The organism is Bacteriovorax sp. BSW11_IV, assembly GCF_000447755.1.
Lineage (GTDB): Bacteria > Bdellovibrionota > Bacteriovoracia > Bacteriovoracales > Bacteriovoracaceae > BSW11-IV.
The window spans coordinates 54,192-68,903 of record NZ_AUNE01000040.1 but is presented as its reverse complement, the minus strand read 5'-3'; the positions used below and the strand labels follow the sequence as shown (position 1 = coordinate 68,903).

Genomic DNA, 14,712 nt, shown 5'->3' with positions numbered 1-14,712 from the left:
AAAAAAACTTATCCCAATCTTTAGATTAATGTTGGTAAGCGAATCGCTTGAAACTTTTCTTTTTTCTGGCATTTTACTTAGTTTGATTCCTTGTATTTATTATTCCAGAAATTTCCTTTTTTCCAAGGTTTTTCAAAGCTATTTGGCACATTTCCTAGCCAACCGGGATAAACCTGAAGAGTCTCTTTGGTTATTGGGAAAGTTGGCACTAGAACTTTCTTGGCCACTTTCTCACCTTTTAAAATTCGATATCCGACCTTAACACTCTCTCTTCCAAGTTCTGCACAAAATTGGGCCGAATCAATGACTGTTAACTTTGAGTTTTTAATATTTTCAACTGAAGCTGGATCACCATCAATGGTGGCAACTTTAATTTCTGTTCTGCCTGCTTTGTGAAGCTCTTCTACAACTGCAAGCCCTCCTCCATCATTGATTGTGAAAATCACATCAATAGAGCCTTTTGTTGGAAAATCCTCTAGCATTTTAAGGGCAGCTGCCTTGCCACCAACCGGTTCAACAGCAAGATATGATCCAATCACTCTGTGTTTTTGTTTTTCTTTTCTTAGAGCATCTAAAAAACCATCCACTCTTTCTACTGTTGAAGAAACTTGTGGATACTCTACCAAGATAAGATTGATCTGCTTATCGGCCGGATATAGAGAAGCGATGTACTCGCCATTTAAATATCCTGCTTGATAGTTATTCGATGTCACATAAGAAGCAATATCGCCTTCAACAATATATTGGTCATAAGCCACAACTGGTATTTTCTTTTTGTTGGCCATCAAAAGCGGCTTCACGAGGGCCGCATTATTAGTGGGCTGAACGATGATAAGATCGTATGCGCCACTTTCTACAACTTCAGTCATTTGCTTGATTTGGTTTTCAATTCCTGCACTTCCATCACCGGCCACAAAGCCAGTAAGTTCAATTTTCTTATCTGAATCTTTTAAAGATTTGTTGATTTTTTCAACCTCAGACTCAATCCCTTTTCTCATGGCCACTTGGCCTTCGATATTCATCGACCAATAGAGTGCGGCCACTTTGAAATTTTTGGCAAAAGATAAGCTTGAGAATATTAAAAGTGAGAGAACGACAATACATTTCATTGAAAACACCTCAATCCATTGTAAGGCCATATGACCCTACGCAACACCTAAATTAAAAATTTAGGTTAAACTTAGACTTTCATATGAAAACATAAAAGATTTAAAGGCCCAAGAGAAAATTAAGATTGTGAAAATCCCTTAACATTTCAAAAGATTAGAGACCTTTGTAAATATTTCTTTGGAAATATTTATGTATTCGAAAGCACCGCAAACACTGCTAGTATCGTCAGGTTTTCTTTTTGGAGCACAAAAAAATGAGACACATCGTATCATTGGCAGTTTTATTCACTTTTCTTGTAGCAGGACCATGTTTTGCGACTACAAACACGCCCTTTGATAAGGTTTTTGAACAGAAAAGTTTCACTGAAACTTGGTCTTATTCAGGCTCAAATGAAGAGGCGCGCAGAAATTTTCTTATGGAGGCCAAAGCCTATCTTCTCATTACGAAAAATGGTGAGAAAATTGATATGAGCTATGAACTCATGAGCACAATAATGGAAGTTCGTTGCATCTTCCACTCATTTGAAGAACTCTCTGACAGAGATGTTTTAGTTGTGATTATTGCGAGAGTTTCTCAAGATAATTCAGAAGTCTCTCCCTCTCCTTAAAAGCGTTACCATGATAAGTTCCAATATGAGGAACACCTTCAAGCACCCACATATCTTTTTTCACTTTTAGTTTTTGATAAATCTCTTCTCCGAATTTTAGCGGAATCACCTGATCATCTTTTGAATGAATGACAAGTGCTGGTCTATCAAATTGTTCGATGTAATCATACGAAGCATACTCATCGCTCATTAGTAAATATGTGAGATGTTGAATAGGCCATAAAAACCAAACTTGGGAGACGCGATCTCTAGCAATTTCTTGGTAAGATGAAAAAGTTGAATCAAGAACAAGTAAATCCACACGCGAGCGTGCAGAGAAATCTTTTAAACCTCTAAGAGCAATGACGCCGCCAAGACTTTGCGCATAGACGATAAAGCGCGGATATTTCCCCTTATCAAAGAGAGATTTTCCGTACTCAAGAGCACTGATGGCATCATCATTAACATCTTTTGGATTGGGTTCACCTTCACTCTTCCCATAACCTCTATAATCAAAAATAAGAAGGTCGTAATCTTTGTTCACCATCCAGGCCAACGATAAATAATGGGAAGAGAGGTTTTGGGCATTGCCGTGAAAGAAAACCACAAGGCCTTTTTTCTTTTTGGCCTTCGTTTCTAAAAGCCATGCGTGAAGCTTTGTGCCGTCTTTGGAATTGAAATAGAGATCTTTATAATCAAGGTTAAATTGTTTAGGAGTGGAGTAAACAATATCATCGGGATGATAAAGAAGGTTTGAACAACCCACGAAGCTCAAAGTGAGCAGCAAAAAGAGTAGATTTTTCATAACTTTTCCAAAGAAATCGTACGACACATTTTATAAACCTCTTTAATTATGCTAGGATTTGCAGATTATGACTACAAAGATTGTTTTGGGTATTGAGACGAGTTGTGACGACACATCCATAGCTGTAATTAAAGGCTATGACGATGATCTGAACTCGCCGCCAACCCTCCTTGCACACCATTCATTTTCACAAGAGCTTCTTCTCGAAAAGTGGGGCGGTGTGGTACCAGAAATTGCTGCACGAAATCATTTAGCTAAAATTGTCCCTCTTCTTGAGCGCGCTCTTTACGAGGCCAAGATTGAGGCCAAAGATATCGACCTTATTGGTGTTACCACTCACCCAGGTCTTTTAGGACCTCTGCTTACGGGATTAAATGCTGCCAAGTCGCTTTCACTTTTAAATCGAATTCCTATTCGACCAGTGAACCACCTCTTTGCACACCTTGAGGCCATTCACCTCACTAGAACGATTAAATATCCTTATATAGGTGTTCTTGTCAGTGGTGGTCACAGTATGTACATGCTTGTGAAAGGTCCTGATGAATTTGAAATGATCGGAACAACACTAGATGATGCCGCCGGTGAGGCCTTTGATAAAGGTGGAAAGATTTTAGGTCTTGGTTATCCTGCGGGAAAAATCATTGATGATCTTTCGCAAACTGGGGATCCAAAAAAGTATAGCTTCCCTATTGGTTTACAAAATAGTGCCGATGCTAATTTAAGCTACTCAGGTGTCAAAACTTCTTTGCGCCAATTTGTTGAGAACAATCCTAACTATAACTGCGAAGGACTTACTCACTCGACACTACCAGTTGGTATTAGCGATGTTTGTGCTTCTTATCAGCACGCAATTGTGAGTGCTCTAAAATTAAAGTTAAAATATGCCATTCGCTATGTGAAAGAAGAGCTTGGCCACACTGAAACACCTATAGTTGTTGGTGGTGGTGTTGCTTGCAATAGTTATTTAAGAAAAGTTCTCACTGAAAGTTTTCGCGATGTCTTTTTTGTGCACCCGCAGTTTTGTACTGACAACGGTGCCATGATTGCAAACCTTGCTTTTAGAACAAGTAATATGGCCATTTCTTTTCCAGAGTGTCTCACTCTCGATGCCAAGGGAAGATATCTTTCCAAAGAAGAAAAACTTGCCATCGCAAGACAAAAGAAAAATGCCAAGGGGAATGCGTGAACAACGTTAACAGTAAGCTGCCATTTGCAAATAAAGACCTAGGTCAACACTTTCTTAGAGATGATAAAGTCATCAATCAGATTTGTAATGATCTTGTGAATGAGGCCGAGGCCATCATTGAAGTTGGACCAGGACCAGGTATTCTTACTCGCAACCTTCATGGTCACGGAAAGCCTTTTTACGTAATTGAAAAAGACGAAAGATTCCCTGAGCTTCTTCGTGAGTTTATGCCGGCAGAAAATATTTTGCTACAAGATGCGCTGACAGTTAATCTCGATGAGTTTATTAGCACGAGAGATATGGACGATAAGAAGATTTGGCTCGTCTCAAATCTTCCCTACAATGTTGGTGTTCCCCTAATGATTAATTTCATTCAGTGTGAAAAAATCAAGTATATGACTCTGATGTTCCAAAAAGAAGTTGCTGATAAAGTAATCCCTTTTATGACAAGAGAAGGAAAGGCCATGGGCTCACTTATGGCCCTGACTCAAAATTATTTTGATGTGAAACTTCTATGTAAAGTTCCTCCAGGGGCCTTTCAACCGCCACCGAAAGTAGACTCTGCAGTTATTTCACTTTCAAGAAAAGATAATCCTGAAATACCTCTAAGTGAATTTAGAAAGTATGAAAAATATCTAAGAGCAGTTTTTCTTCACAAGAGAAAGCAACTTGGAAAAGTTCTAAAGGCGAGCTTTGCAAGTGATAAGGTTGAACAAGCATTTATCAATCTAGGTATTGATAAGACTGTTAGGGCCGAGGCCTTGGGACTAGATAAAATCCAGGCCCTTTATAAAGAATTAAAATAGGATAAAATAAAAGCATGGGAATCAAAATTATTGCTAAAAATAAACGTGCCTCTTTTGACTATCAACTCATTGAAAAATTTGAGGCGGGTCTTGTTCTTGTGGGAACAGAAGTTAAAAGCTTACGCCTTGGAAAAGTTTCAATTAATGAAGCGCACATTAGTATTGATAATGGTGGCGAGGTTTGGGCCAATAATATTTTGATCGCACCTTATGATTTTGGAAATATCAATAACCATCAAGAAAACAGAAGAAGAAAACTTCTTCTGAATTCAAAAGAAATCGTTCACATGGCCCATAAGGCCCAAGCGGAAAGATTAACAATTGTGCCAACGATGATCTACTTCAAAGATTCAAATGTGAAGCTTGAAATTGCTCTTGCTAAGGGTAAAAAACTTCATGATAAGAGAGAAGATCAGGCGAAGAAAGACGTTGAACGCAAACTTCGCCGTGGTAGCTACGACGACTAAACCCAGCTATAAACAATACCTGCATAAGTCAGAAGAAAGATCACTCCTGCAGGAAGTGCAAAATTCTTGCGGATAAAAGTCAGTCCAAGTAGGAATATTGAAGCAAATAAAAGTACGATAATCTCTGGGGCAAAAGATTTTTCTATAGGTACGTTGTAGAAACCTAAACTTGTTAATACAAAGGCCACATTAAAAATATTTGAACCAATGATATTTCCCGTAATAATGTCCGTATCTTTTTTCTTCACACAAGCAAGAATTGCTGTGATGAATTCTGGAAACGAAGTCCCAAAGGCCACAAAAACAGCAGAGATAACATATGTTGATATCCCAGCAAGTCGGCCTAGTTCACTTCCCGATTTTACAAGAAGCTCTCCACCCGCAAAAAGTAGAACGAAACCAATGATCAATTTAACCCAATCAGTTGGAGCAATATGAACATTGTGAATATCTTCATGAATTTCTTCTTCGAGTTGCTTTTCAATTCTTGCGAGGTTCTTTTGTTTAGACATCTCTTTGAACGTATGCCACATGTAAAAAGCAAAAAAGCTTCCAAGCATAAGAACAGACCACCACTTAAGTGAGTCTTGCATTAATGTAATGGAAAGAAGAACAGTTAAAATAAGGTGAAGAACAAATTGGGCCTTAATATCTCTTCTGAGAATATGAAGAGTTGTCATCGTTCCCGACACACCTAAAATTAAAAAGAGGTTCGCAATATTTGAACCTACAATATTCCCCAGAGCAATTCCACTTTCTCCCCTGTAGCTTGCCAGTTGAGATACGAAGAACTCTGGAAGTGAAGTTCCAAAACCTACAATCAACAGACCAATAACAAGTGGAGAAAGACCTAAATACAGACCAATTTTTTCGGCCGCATGTAATACAAACTCGGCCCCGTAATAAAGAAGTACGATTGAGAAAACCAGTAAAACAGCTTGAAGTAACATATTTAGTGTCCCATAATTTTTTATATGAATAACTTTTACGACAATATTACAGAAAAAAAGTTCAAAATACTAACTATCCTCACCTGTTTTTTTGGCGATTTCACCGTTCTATATTGGATTTGGGGCCAAAAGAGTAAATATTTCGCAAAGTATATGAACTACGTTTACAAGGTACTTGAGGCCCAAGGGCAAATGAATATCCCACGCGATCTTGAGAGCGAAGTTTATCAATTGATGACACAAAGCTTACTTATTATGTTCACTGGATTAATGACGGCCCATGCGATTATTTATTTAACTCACTGGTTTAACCGAAAATTTTCACGCGGATATATTAAACTTTATGCGGCGACAGCGACTTTGGGCTGTTTTGCACTCTTTGTATCGAGTCCACTGCAAAACTTACATTTTGCAGTTCTTACTTTTTTCTACGGACTCGTTGCTTGGGGGCTTATAAGAAAGAAGGAACAATAAATTTTGTCTCTTTTGGATTGGCCCATTCAGGAAGGGATTTAATTTTATCGAGATAAAAACTCTGGCCACTAATGGCAAGAATAAATGAATCAAAGGCCCTAGGGTTTTTTACTAATATCTCTAGATCATGGTCATAAATGAAGATATTTTGCTTGGCCTCAATCTTTTTAATAATATCAAGCCTTGCCTCAACACCTAAATCTAAATCACTCATATTGATAATATCTTTTTTCAAAATCGTCTTAGATCTAAGAAGTTCAATTAAGTTTAAATTTACATTTCCTTCAAAGAGTTCAAGATTTTTCGGAAAGTGTCTTTTCAAATAAGCAAAGCGAGAGAGCATCATAAGTGATGTATTTCCAAATGAATCATAGCTTGTGTTGAAAAAATGTAAGAGATGATCGTAATAAGTATTCCAAACCCAAAGATCAACGGGTCTATTCCAATATGGAAGAAAACCTTTTTTCAAACGTCGCTTATACGAGCGTGAAAGAATATGATGATTGGCCTCACGAGAAAGTATATCTTTTGAGAACTGAACTTCATCATCAAAGTTTCTCTCTCTCTCATAGGCCTTTGGATTTTGAATTCTTATGGCCGCATCTTTATCAAGGATTTCATTGATAAGGCCATTTACATTTGTTACAGATTCTTGAGGGCAACGATTTAGACCGGGACATTCCAAATTGCAATGTTGGCACGCTGGAGTGGTGAGAGGAAAGTCTAGAACCATTTTCTGAACATTGTACTCATCAATCCATGTACGAATAGCATCGTTTCCATCCAACCCCTCTTCATCTTTAACTTGCATTAAAGATTTTAAAAACCAGCGGTTGTTATCAACATAATGCTCTAAGAGGCAGAAGATGAAATTATCTCTTCTGCCACCTTTCATACTAATTCCAACGACATTTTTGTTGCCCATTTAATCTTCCAGTGGTCGATCTATATTAAATTCAAGAATAGTCATGCCACACTCTTGAACTGCTTTCGCAACAACTTCTTTATGTGATGATTTGTGAATCAAAAGGAAACACCCTCCACCACCAGCACCACAAACTTTCATTCCAAGTTCAGGTACGTCTTTTATAAGTATATCAAAAACTTCGCGCATTTTTGGAGAAACAATACCAGAAAAGAGTTTTTCTCTAACTTTTCCTTCGTTTCCAATAAGTTCTGGTAACTTGTCAAAGTCTTTAGCTTTAATGGCACAGTATGCTTTATAAGAAAGCACGGCTATTTCTTCTAGCCCCTTTCTTACCGCCTCATTTTTATCGAAGAAGGCCTTGTAAACTTCCCAGTTGTTAATTCCACTAAGTCTCGTTTGACCGGAATAAACAAGGGTAATATGTTTTTCTAGAAAGTCTTTGAGTTCATTGCAATAAAGCTGCTCAATAACAACTTCCCCCGGTGCTGGTTTAAGGGCCAATACTCCCCCATGAAGGGCCGGATAATAGTCTTGGTAACCTGCTGGTCCACTATTTAAAATTCGAGCTTCAATACTTTGTACTGTTTGAATGGCCTGAAGCTTATCCAACTTTTTATTCGTCAATTGGCAAAGGGCCTTGTAAAGAGTTACACCCATAGAAGATGAACCACCAAGTCCTGCTCCAGCAGGAGATCCCGATTCCAGACGAAGTCTAATTCCTTCAGTTAGCTTGAAATGATTTATAATTTGGCAGACAAAATTCATTGGCCCAAAAAATTCCGAACGAAAATTTTCTTCAGTAAAATCACTAAAGTCATATGAGAATGAATTTCCGTAATCAAGGCTTTCTATAATTACTTTTTTGTCATTTATTTTTTCTATGTCGGCCTTGGCCTTCAATGAAGTTGCAAGATTTAGCGTAAATGCATGAGGAAGGATTAGATTGATTGGATTTAAATCAATTGTCCCCCCTAAAAGATCAACACGAACAGAACCAGAAACATTAACCATGACTGTAAACTCCAATATAAGGTAGTTCTCTATATTTACCGTCAAAGTCTAATCCATATCCAATAACAAAGCGATCTTCAATTTCAAAAGCAAGATAATCAATTTCAACTTTGTGAATATTGCGAGCAGGCTTATAAAGGAGTGAGGCCAGACGTAATGACTTAGGTCCTTTTTGTTGTAAAATTCCACGTAGAGTTTTAATTGTTAAACCTGTATCAACAATATCTTCAACGACTAAAACATTTTTTCCACGAATACTTTCTTTTAAATCGAGATTTACTTTGATTTCGCCTGTCGACTCAGTTCCCGAATAAGACGCAACGGCCATAAACTCTAAGCGCACAGGGACATTAATTTTACGGATAAGATCGGCGACAAACATGAATGCGCCATTAAGAACGCCGACAACAACAAGTTCTTCACCTGCATAATCGTTAGTGATTTTTGCACCTAGTTCAGAAATACGCTTACTAATCTCTTCTTCAGAGATCATGACTTCAACGGCCATCTTAAACTCCTTATATGTTCGTGATAGAACTAGTATAAGTTATTTAAATAGACTTGATAAGCGTTCTCGTCCTTTTGACTTGCAGCGTATATGAGTTTTCCCTCATTCTCTGCTTCCATAAACATCACAAGACTTGCTTGACCACTTTCCACTACCTGACCAATTTGATCAGGAGAAACTGTTCTATATGGGCCGTTATCGGATGTATTGAAAGTGATATCATCAAAAACCTTTAGAACATATTTGGAACAAGTCATCGCTCTGTTATTTTTGATATTGTGAGTATAATCGTAAGGAAGACCTAAGTAGTCCGCACTTTTGAAAAGTATATTTTTAACGTAGGCCTCATTATCCTTAGCACGATTGACTCTAATGACGGCCATCCCATCTGTTTGTAAAAATTTATTTAAAGGATGAACTCCGACACCTGGACGATCTGATTCAGAAAACCATGGCACATCTTCAAAGTCTCTGGTGTTCTTATATTCACCATCGAGCTTTTCACGCCACTGATTATTATATTTCAAAATTTGTTTTCTCATTTCTTTGAATCTTGGATGATCCCATACACCCATTTTTTTGAAATCTTTAATTGTACCAAGGTAAATCGAAGCATGAACCCAGTAGCCTGGAATGAGGAGATCCGTATTGGCCTTGCGATCTTTTTCGAGAATAATATCCCCAGGCTTCATACCATCTTTCGCGAGAAGTTGATCGATAACAGAGTCCACATTTTCAAAGAGATAATTCTCCCTAAAGTTTGTGGCCAATCTTAATGAAGGAACCCAATCGCGCTTTTTAAAAACACGTCCTAAGAAATTAACAAGTACAGAACTTAGGCCATTACCTAAATGATCGAAGTCTGAATCAATATTTGAAGAAAGCCTCTTATAATCTTCAGGTTTCATAAGAGATTTATATTTTTTTACAACTTTTGAGAGCCAACCATAAGAAGGATTATTAACAAGTGAGCCCTCTTCTAGATTTCTAAAAATAATGTAATCATCTGGAAGATTAGCAAAGAATTTTTGCCACATCTTCTTAAGACGATCAGGTTTTCCAAGGGCCAAAAAAGTTTTCTCATAATCGATTAGCTTTTCAGCAAAATGAATAAGGGCCTCTTTTTGACCTTGATTGAGATAATCTTGCTTTGAATTAGTGATTTCATTAGAGACTTTTACAAGAGAGTTTATTAAGTAATCGACGTCCTCATCGAGAATTTCCATTTTGTCGCTAGCGCATTCGTAACGTTTACAAAAATGAACATCAAAAAATTTTTCAGAAAAGTACTTGTTTGGCACTAAAATATTGGCATAATCGAGAAGGTCCTCAAGACTTTCAGGAGAGAATTTGAATCTATTAAAATTATCTTCAAATTCTTTTTTTGAATCATCAAACGAATGAAAACGAGAACGACCAATAGTTCTTTCAAGCATCGTTAGAATATGATTATAGCCACTGTTTTTAATTCTCTTCGTAAAATCAAAAACTTCTTTCTTTGTAAGATTCGTTTTATAGACATCATGAGAATATGTTGAATCAAGAAGGTAGTTATAAAGATCATCGGCCTTAGAAACGACACGATAAGATTTCAAGGCAATTACGCGCTTCATATTTTCAACAATAAATAATTCGGATTCTTCTCTTTGCACAGAGCGGTCTTGTTTAAAGAACAGTCCTGCATTCATATTTGGATAGCGATGAACCAGCAAGTATTCTTGGGACAAAGTAGAAAGAGATATAATTAAGGTGAACCACCCTACAAGTACTGCCTTCATTAAAATCCCCCCAGATAAATAATGAAAAAGCCTAACCTCTATAGCAGGTTACAAATTTTAAAGAAGTAAAAAGGATCTAAATGAAAATTCTACAGGACTTAAGGGTTTGATTTTTCAAGGATCAAATCCATCTTTTCTTCAATTGATTGAAGCCTCTTTTGTAGATTCTGATTTTGCTCTTTGAGCGCTTGAAGCTGCGCTTTCATGGCCTCATTCTCCACTTCCAGAGAAGCGATCTTTCTAGAGTTTTCTTCAACAATGCCAATTCTCATCATATCAAATTTTAGGGTGTTCTCTTTTAGCTTGTGATTAAGCTCTTGAATGGCATTAATTGCGGCCCAATGAATGGGATCAACATTTAGTTCTAAATAGCCATCCTCTCTTTCAACAACGGCCTCTGGAATGACCTGCTGAACTTCTTGGGCAATAAAACCAATAATATTTTTATCACTCGGAAGTCCCAGAGCATTACCCTCTTTGTAATTGAAGCGGACAGTATGAAGTTTTTCAATTTCTTTTAGCCCGTATTCATAATCCCCTTGAATATCTTTCAAGCGAATATCGGAAGTATTTGTCCATGCCGTTCCTGTTGAAAGTCCAGCTGTACCAACAACATGAAGAGCATGCGCAGGTGCAGATGTATTAATTCCCACTCGTTGATCTTTAGTGATATTTAAAATTTTATTGATTGTTCCCGTATCACCAGTACTTCTTTGAGTGCTATCAATTCCAATTGAAAAAATTCCACTCACTGGACTATGACGAAGTTCTGCTGGATAGATATTGGCAACAGTTGAAGATGTTTTCGCCAAACTTGGGATATAGCGAAAGCCGTAAACATCATCTCCACCATTATGAATGAAAAGATTGTCATTGATATTGATCCGCTCCTGAGTAGTTGTTCCCCCAAGAACGAGTCCTCCATTCCACATCATTTTCTTGGCATTGACGTCAAAGTATCCAACAACTTCATTGGCATCAGTCTCCGCAATTGCAATTGCTTCATCCGATTTAATAAGAATACCATTATCATAAGGAGCTGTGGCCCCATAACCACCCATAGCATTGATTCCTGTGGTGTATGGATAAATGGTATGCTCACTGGCCGTCCCAAAAGCATACCCTATTCCATAGCCCGATGAGGTTTCAATGTGACCATTATCGATATCAAGTTTTTGAGATGCCGTAGCAGAACCAATACCGACATAACCATTATCACGATTTATTTTCATAACCGTTGTACCGGCGCCAGCAACAAAGGAGTTTAGTAAGAGAGCATTTGAAGTATTGTCTCCATTAAATTGAAATTGAAAACCACTTTCACTTCCAGATGTTCCAAGTTCAAATAGATTTAAATTTGCAACATCGAGATCACTATCACCTGTGATTGTAAGAGTGGCGACACTTGTATCAAATACAGTGAGTTTGTCACGTGGAGATGAAGTTCCAATTCCCACCTTTCCCGTATCTGACAAGAAAAGAGAATTGGCAGGGGCCAAATTAGAAAAAGTCATTATATTGCCCGTACCATTATAAAAGTGCAGAGAATCTGTTGCTCCAGTGTAGATATTCCACTTTAGCACACTGTCTTTTAAAAACTTATATGAAGGTGTTGTCGCACTCGTGGAATCAACTGCAATGGAAGAGGCCCCGGCACTATTTTGGACGTGAAGTTGATATTGCGGATTTAAAGAACCGATACCGACGTTTCCTGTTTTACCAATAACAAGCCTATCAGTTAAAGTACCTGAAGCAACCCCACCCCAGATTGAAAATTGATTATCATTAACCCCAAGCCCAACATTGTAGGCCCTAAATTCCCAAATCGAATCATCTCCAGTGGTTTCTGTAAGACGAATAGCAACTGGATCAGTAGCACCCTGAACTTCTAATTTTGCAGCAGGTGTTGTTGTTCCAACTCCTACATTACCAGTATTAAAATAAATATCGCTGGCATTTTTAATCCATTTACCGTTGGCGTCTATTGAGTTTGTCACATAGGTTTTAATTGCGCTCACAGAAGGAGATCTATCGGTTTCAGATCCTGCAGTTGAATTAATAACTGCCGCACTCTTAGCTCTTGCATCTGTAAAATAAAGATTTGTCCCCTCAGCAATATCTGTCGTTACCAGAGAGATATTAGAAGACAAGGCCTTACCATTGACCGTTGTACTCTTATCAACTTTATTCGCATCTGCTGCATCTACATATGTTTTGATCGCCGCCACACTCGGTGCTTGATCCGCTTCACTTCCTGCTGTGGAATTTACAACGGCCGCACTCTTCGCTCTTGCATCAGTGAAGTATAAATTTGTACCTTCAGCAATATCACTTGTGACTAAAGTGATATCAGCAGAAAGAGGTTTTGAATTAATCGTACGCGAAGTAGAAACTTTATTATTGAAAGTATTCCAATCTGTACTTGATAAATATCCGTTCGTAGAATTAGAAGATTGTGTGATCGATAAGTTTGGAGTGGCCCCACCACTGGACTGCAAAGGAGCAGTAACAGCAACGTTTGTCACGCTTCCTGTTGTTGGAGCAATCCAAGATAAGTTTCCGGCCCCATCAGTAGAAAGGACAAATCCACTTGTTCCATTATTTGCAGGAAGAATAAAGCTGAGATCACTCCCCATCGCCGCATTAGCTTTCAAAGTGACGTAATTAGTATCGCCGTCTTTTAATTTTATACCAAAAGTTGAAGTATCGAGGGCCCCTGTCATGACAACTGTTCCATCTTTTTTCAAAAAATCTGTGGCCCCTAAACCCGTCACGGCACTATCTACATAACTTTTAATGGCCTTTTGAGATGGAACTTTAGCATCACTGTCAGCACTCAACGCGATGTCAGTATCGATATCGGCCGAATTAAATTTAGATGCGATGGCCGTGGTATTTGCCGAAATACTTGAAGAGTTCGTAGTCACACTTGTTTGCAAAGAGAGAATATCCCCTGCGTTTGTTGATATATTTGAAGTGTTAGTTCCTACTTGCGTATTTAAAGTTGAAATATCAACACCATTCACAGTACCAACATTTCCAATATTATTTGTCCCCATATCCAGAGCGCCAGTCATCACACCACCAGCAAGATCTAGTTTTGAAGCAAGTGAAGTAGAGAGCCCTAGAATTTTTGATTGATCAATTCCCGCAGTGGCATTGATATCCGCATTAGTAATTGTTCCATCTTGAATTTCAGAAGAAGAAACAGAGCCTGCACCACCACTTGATAGATCATCGGATATAACCCATTTTGATCCATCATATTTTAAAATTTTACCTGCACCAATACCTGTCGTATCCACATCGCCAAGTTGTGCAAGATTATAATCACCAATAATTGGAACAACGGGACCGACTCTCCCATTAAATGAAGTTACTCCTGTTGAGTTATCAATCTTATCCCAATTAACTCCATTCCAAACAACCCAATCGCCCGCGGCCCAGGAACTGATTCCGTCGACATCGATAGTTCCAGGGTTTGAAACCACATAATACTCACCCGCAACAGATGCAGGCCCTGCATCTGGGCCGACGCCAATTTGAGTGGCATCCCATGAACCAAGATAAACAAGTCCTGATAAATCAGTTGGTACCCATGTGCTGCCATTCCATTGCATGACTTGTCCTGTGCCAGCTCCCATATCTGAGAGATGATTCGCACCGACAGCACCATCTGCAATTTTAGTGGCACTCACGGCCCCATCTTGTAATTCAAATGTAATTGTAAACGTTGCCGCCCCATAGGCATCACTGATGATCAGATCAAAGAGCTGGCCAATTTTGAATGAAATATTATTCAATCCATTGGCGATTATTTGATTATTGGAAATCGACTCAATTGAAAACTCTTCCGAAAAAGATGAACCTTTAATCTTTACGTTGGTTGCGTATTTTAAATCTGATCCAGCAATAATGAGTTGATTATTGACGATAGAAACTGAAGTAACGCTAGCGCTATCCATTTGCGTCTTTGCACCAGAAATTCTCACGCCACCGTTTTTAATACTAATGGCCCCTTTGTCCATGACACAGGCAGAAAATGTGAGGGAAATAAAGATTAAAAAATGAAGTCTAAACAAGCATAACCCCTTGGTTATCCT

General features: G+C 38.2%; 13 protein-coding genes. 5 read left to right on the top strand and 8 right to left on the bottom strand.

What is annotated here, in order from left to right:
* Nucleotides 1-77 precede the first annotated feature (77 nt).
* Complete coding sequence (locus tag M899_RS11190; RefSeq protein ID WP_021271536.1) at nucleotides 78-1,109, bottom strand: sugar ABC transporter substrate-binding protein; 1,032 nt, start codon at nucleotides 1,107-1,109, stop codon at nucleotides 78-80.
* Between the two features lie 254 nt (nucleotides 1,110-1,363).
* Between M899_RS11190 and M899_RS11185 the strand changes: the two genes are divergently transcribed.
* Nucleotides 1,364-1,717, top strand: coding sequence for a hypothetical protein (locus M899_RS11185; RefSeq protein ID WP_021271567.1), 354 nt, complete (start codon nucleotides 1,364-1,366; stop codon nucleotides 1,715-1,717).
* Here the strand turns inward: M899_RS11185 and M899_RS11180 are convergent.
* Nucleotides 1,668-2,501, bottom strand: a complete 834-nt coding sequence (locus M899_RS11180; RefSeq protein ID WP_021271542.1) for an alpha/beta hydrolase — start codon at nucleotides 2,499-2,501, stop codon at nucleotides 1,668-1,670. The two genes, M899_RS11185 and M899_RS11180, sit on opposite strands and share 50 nt — an antisense overlap.
* Nucleotides 2,502-2,568: 67 nt before the next feature.
* Between M899_RS11180 and tsaD the strand changes: the two genes are divergently transcribed.
* The 3 genes from tsaD to smpB are packed head-to-tail and all read left to right on the top strand — an operon-like array spanning nucleotide 2,569 to nucleotide 4,960.
* A complete protein-coding gene (gene tsaD / locus M899_RS11175) occupies nucleotides 2,569-3,687 on the top strand; it encodes a tRNA (adenosine(37)-N6)-threonylcarbamoyltransferase complex transferase subunit TsaD (RefSeq protein WP_021271565.1) in 1,119 nt (372 codons plus the stop codon).
* Nucleotides 3,684-4,493, top strand: coding sequence for a 16S rRNA (adenine(1518)-N(6)/adenine(1519)-N(6))-dimethyltransferase RsmA (rsmA, locus tag M899_RS11170; protein WP_021271533.1), 810 nt, complete (start codon nucleotides 3,684-3,686; stop codon nucleotides 4,491-4,493). The genes tsaD and rsmA overlap by 4 nt, the downstream gene beginning before the upstream one ends.
* A 14-nt stretch (nucleotides 4,494-4,507) precedes the next feature.
* Nucleotides 4,508-4,960, top strand: coding sequence for an SsrA-binding protein SmpB (smpB, locus tag M899_RS11165; RefSeq protein WP_021271502.1), 453 nt, complete (start codon nucleotides 4,508-4,510; stop codon nucleotides 4,958-4,960).
* Here smpB and M899_RS11160 read toward each other — a convergent pair.
* A complete protein-coding gene (locus tag M899_RS11160) occupies nucleotides 4,957-5,910 on the bottom strand; it encodes a calcium/sodium antiporter (protein ID WP_021271535.1) in 954 nt (317 codons plus the stop codon). The two genes, smpB and M899_RS11160, sit on opposite strands and share 4 nt — an antisense overlap.
* 24 nt (nucleotides 5,911-5,934) lie before the next feature.
* On the opposite strand from M899_RS11160, the gene M899_RS11155 reads away from it, so the two are divergent.
* Nucleotides 5,935-6,384 carry a hypothetical protein gene (locus tag M899_RS11155; RefSeq protein ID WP_155897191.1) on the top strand — a complete coding sequence of 150 codons (450 nt, stop codon included), beginning with the start codon at nucleotides 5,935-5,937 and terminating at the stop codon, nucleotides 6,382-6,384.
* Here the strand turns inward: M899_RS11155 and M899_RS11150 are convergent.
* The 5 genes from M899_RS11150 to M899_RS11130 form a co-directional block, all read right to left on the bottom strand.
* A complete protein-coding gene (locus tag M899_RS11150) occupies nucleotides 6,362-7,309 on the bottom strand; it encodes a hypothetical protein (RefSeq protein ID WP_021271512.1) in 948 nt (315 codons plus the stop codon). The genes M899_RS11155 and M899_RS11150 overlap by 23 nt on opposite strands.
* The gene (locus M899_RS11145; RefSeq protein ID WP_021271513.1) at nucleotides 7,310-8,323 is read right to left on the bottom strand and encodes a GHMP family kinase ATP-binding protein; all 1,014 of its coding nucleotides are present in this window, start codon (nucleotides 8,321-8,323) and stop codon (nucleotides 7,310-7,312) included.
* Nucleotides 8,316-8,831, bottom strand: a complete 516-nt coding sequence (hpt, locus tag M899_RS11140) for a hypoxanthine phosphoribosyltransferase (RefSeq protein ID WP_021271548.1) — start codon at nucleotides 8,829-8,831, stop codon at nucleotides 8,316-8,318. Before hpt ends, M899_RS11145 begins: the two co-directional genes overlap by 8 nt.
* A 29-nt stretch (nucleotides 8,832-8,860) precedes the next feature.
* Nucleotides 8,861-10,609 (bottom strand): YiiX/YebB-like N1pC/P60 family cysteine hydrolase, encoded by a 1,749-nt coding sequence (locus M899_RS11135; protein WP_034728944.1) that lies wholly within the window; start codon nucleotides 10,607-10,609, stop codon nucleotides 8,861-8,863.
* Between the two features lie 98 nt (nucleotides 10,610-10,707).
* Nucleotides 10,708-14,691 (bottom strand): tail fiber domain-containing protein, encoded by a 3,984-nt coding sequence (locus M899_RS11130; RefSeq protein ID WP_021271529.1) that lies wholly within the window; start codon nucleotides 14,689-14,691, stop codon nucleotides 10,708-10,710.
* Nucleotides 14,692-14,712: the final 21 nt, after the last annotated feature.

Excerpts from the sequence above, each read along its gene's own strand:
- M899_RS11180 (WP_021271542.1), bottom strand. The coding sequence starts at position 2,501 with ATGAAAAATCTACTCTTTTTGCTGCTCACTTTGAGCTTCGTGGGTTGT.
- smpB (WP_021271502.1), top strand. The coding sequence starts at position 4,508 with ATGGGAATCAAAATTATTGCTAAAAATAAACGTGCCTCTTTTGACTAT.
- M899_RS11160 (WP_021271535.1), bottom strand. The coding sequence starts at position 5,910 with ATGTTACTTCAAGCTGTTTTACTGGTTTTCTCAATCGTACTTCTTTAT.
- M899_RS11155 (WP_155897191.1), top strand. The coding sequence starts at position 5,935 with ATGAATAACTTTTACGACAATATTACAGAAAAAAAGTTCAAAATACTA.
- M899_RS11185 (WP_021271567.1), top strand. The coding sequence starts at position 1,364 with ATGAGACACATCGTATCATTGGCAGTTTTATTCACTTTTCTTGTAGCA.
- tsaD (WP_021271565.1), top strand. The coding sequence starts at position 2,569 with ATGACTACAAAGATTGTTTTGGGTATTGAGACGAGTTGTGACGACACA.
- M899_RS11145 (WP_021271513.1), bottom strand. The coding sequence starts at position 8,323 with ATGGTTAATGTTTCTGGTTCTGTTCGTGTTGATCTTTTAGGGGGGACA.
- M899_RS11135 (WP_034728944.1), bottom strand. The coding sequence starts at position 10,609 with ATGAAGGCAGTACTTGTAGGGTGGTTCACCTTAATTATATCTCTTTCT.
- hpt (WP_021271548.1), bottom strand. The coding sequence starts at position 8,831 with ATGGCCGTTGAAGTCATGATCTCTGAAGAAGAGATTAGTAAGCGTATT.
- M899_RS11150 (WP_021271512.1), bottom strand. The coding sequence starts at position 7,309 with ATGGGCAACAAAAATGTCGTTGGAATTAGTATGAAAGGTGGCAGAAGA.
- M899_RS11190 (WP_021271536.1), bottom strand. The coding sequence starts at position 1,109 with ATGAAATGTATTGTCGTTCTCTCACTTTTAATATTCTCAAGCTTATCT.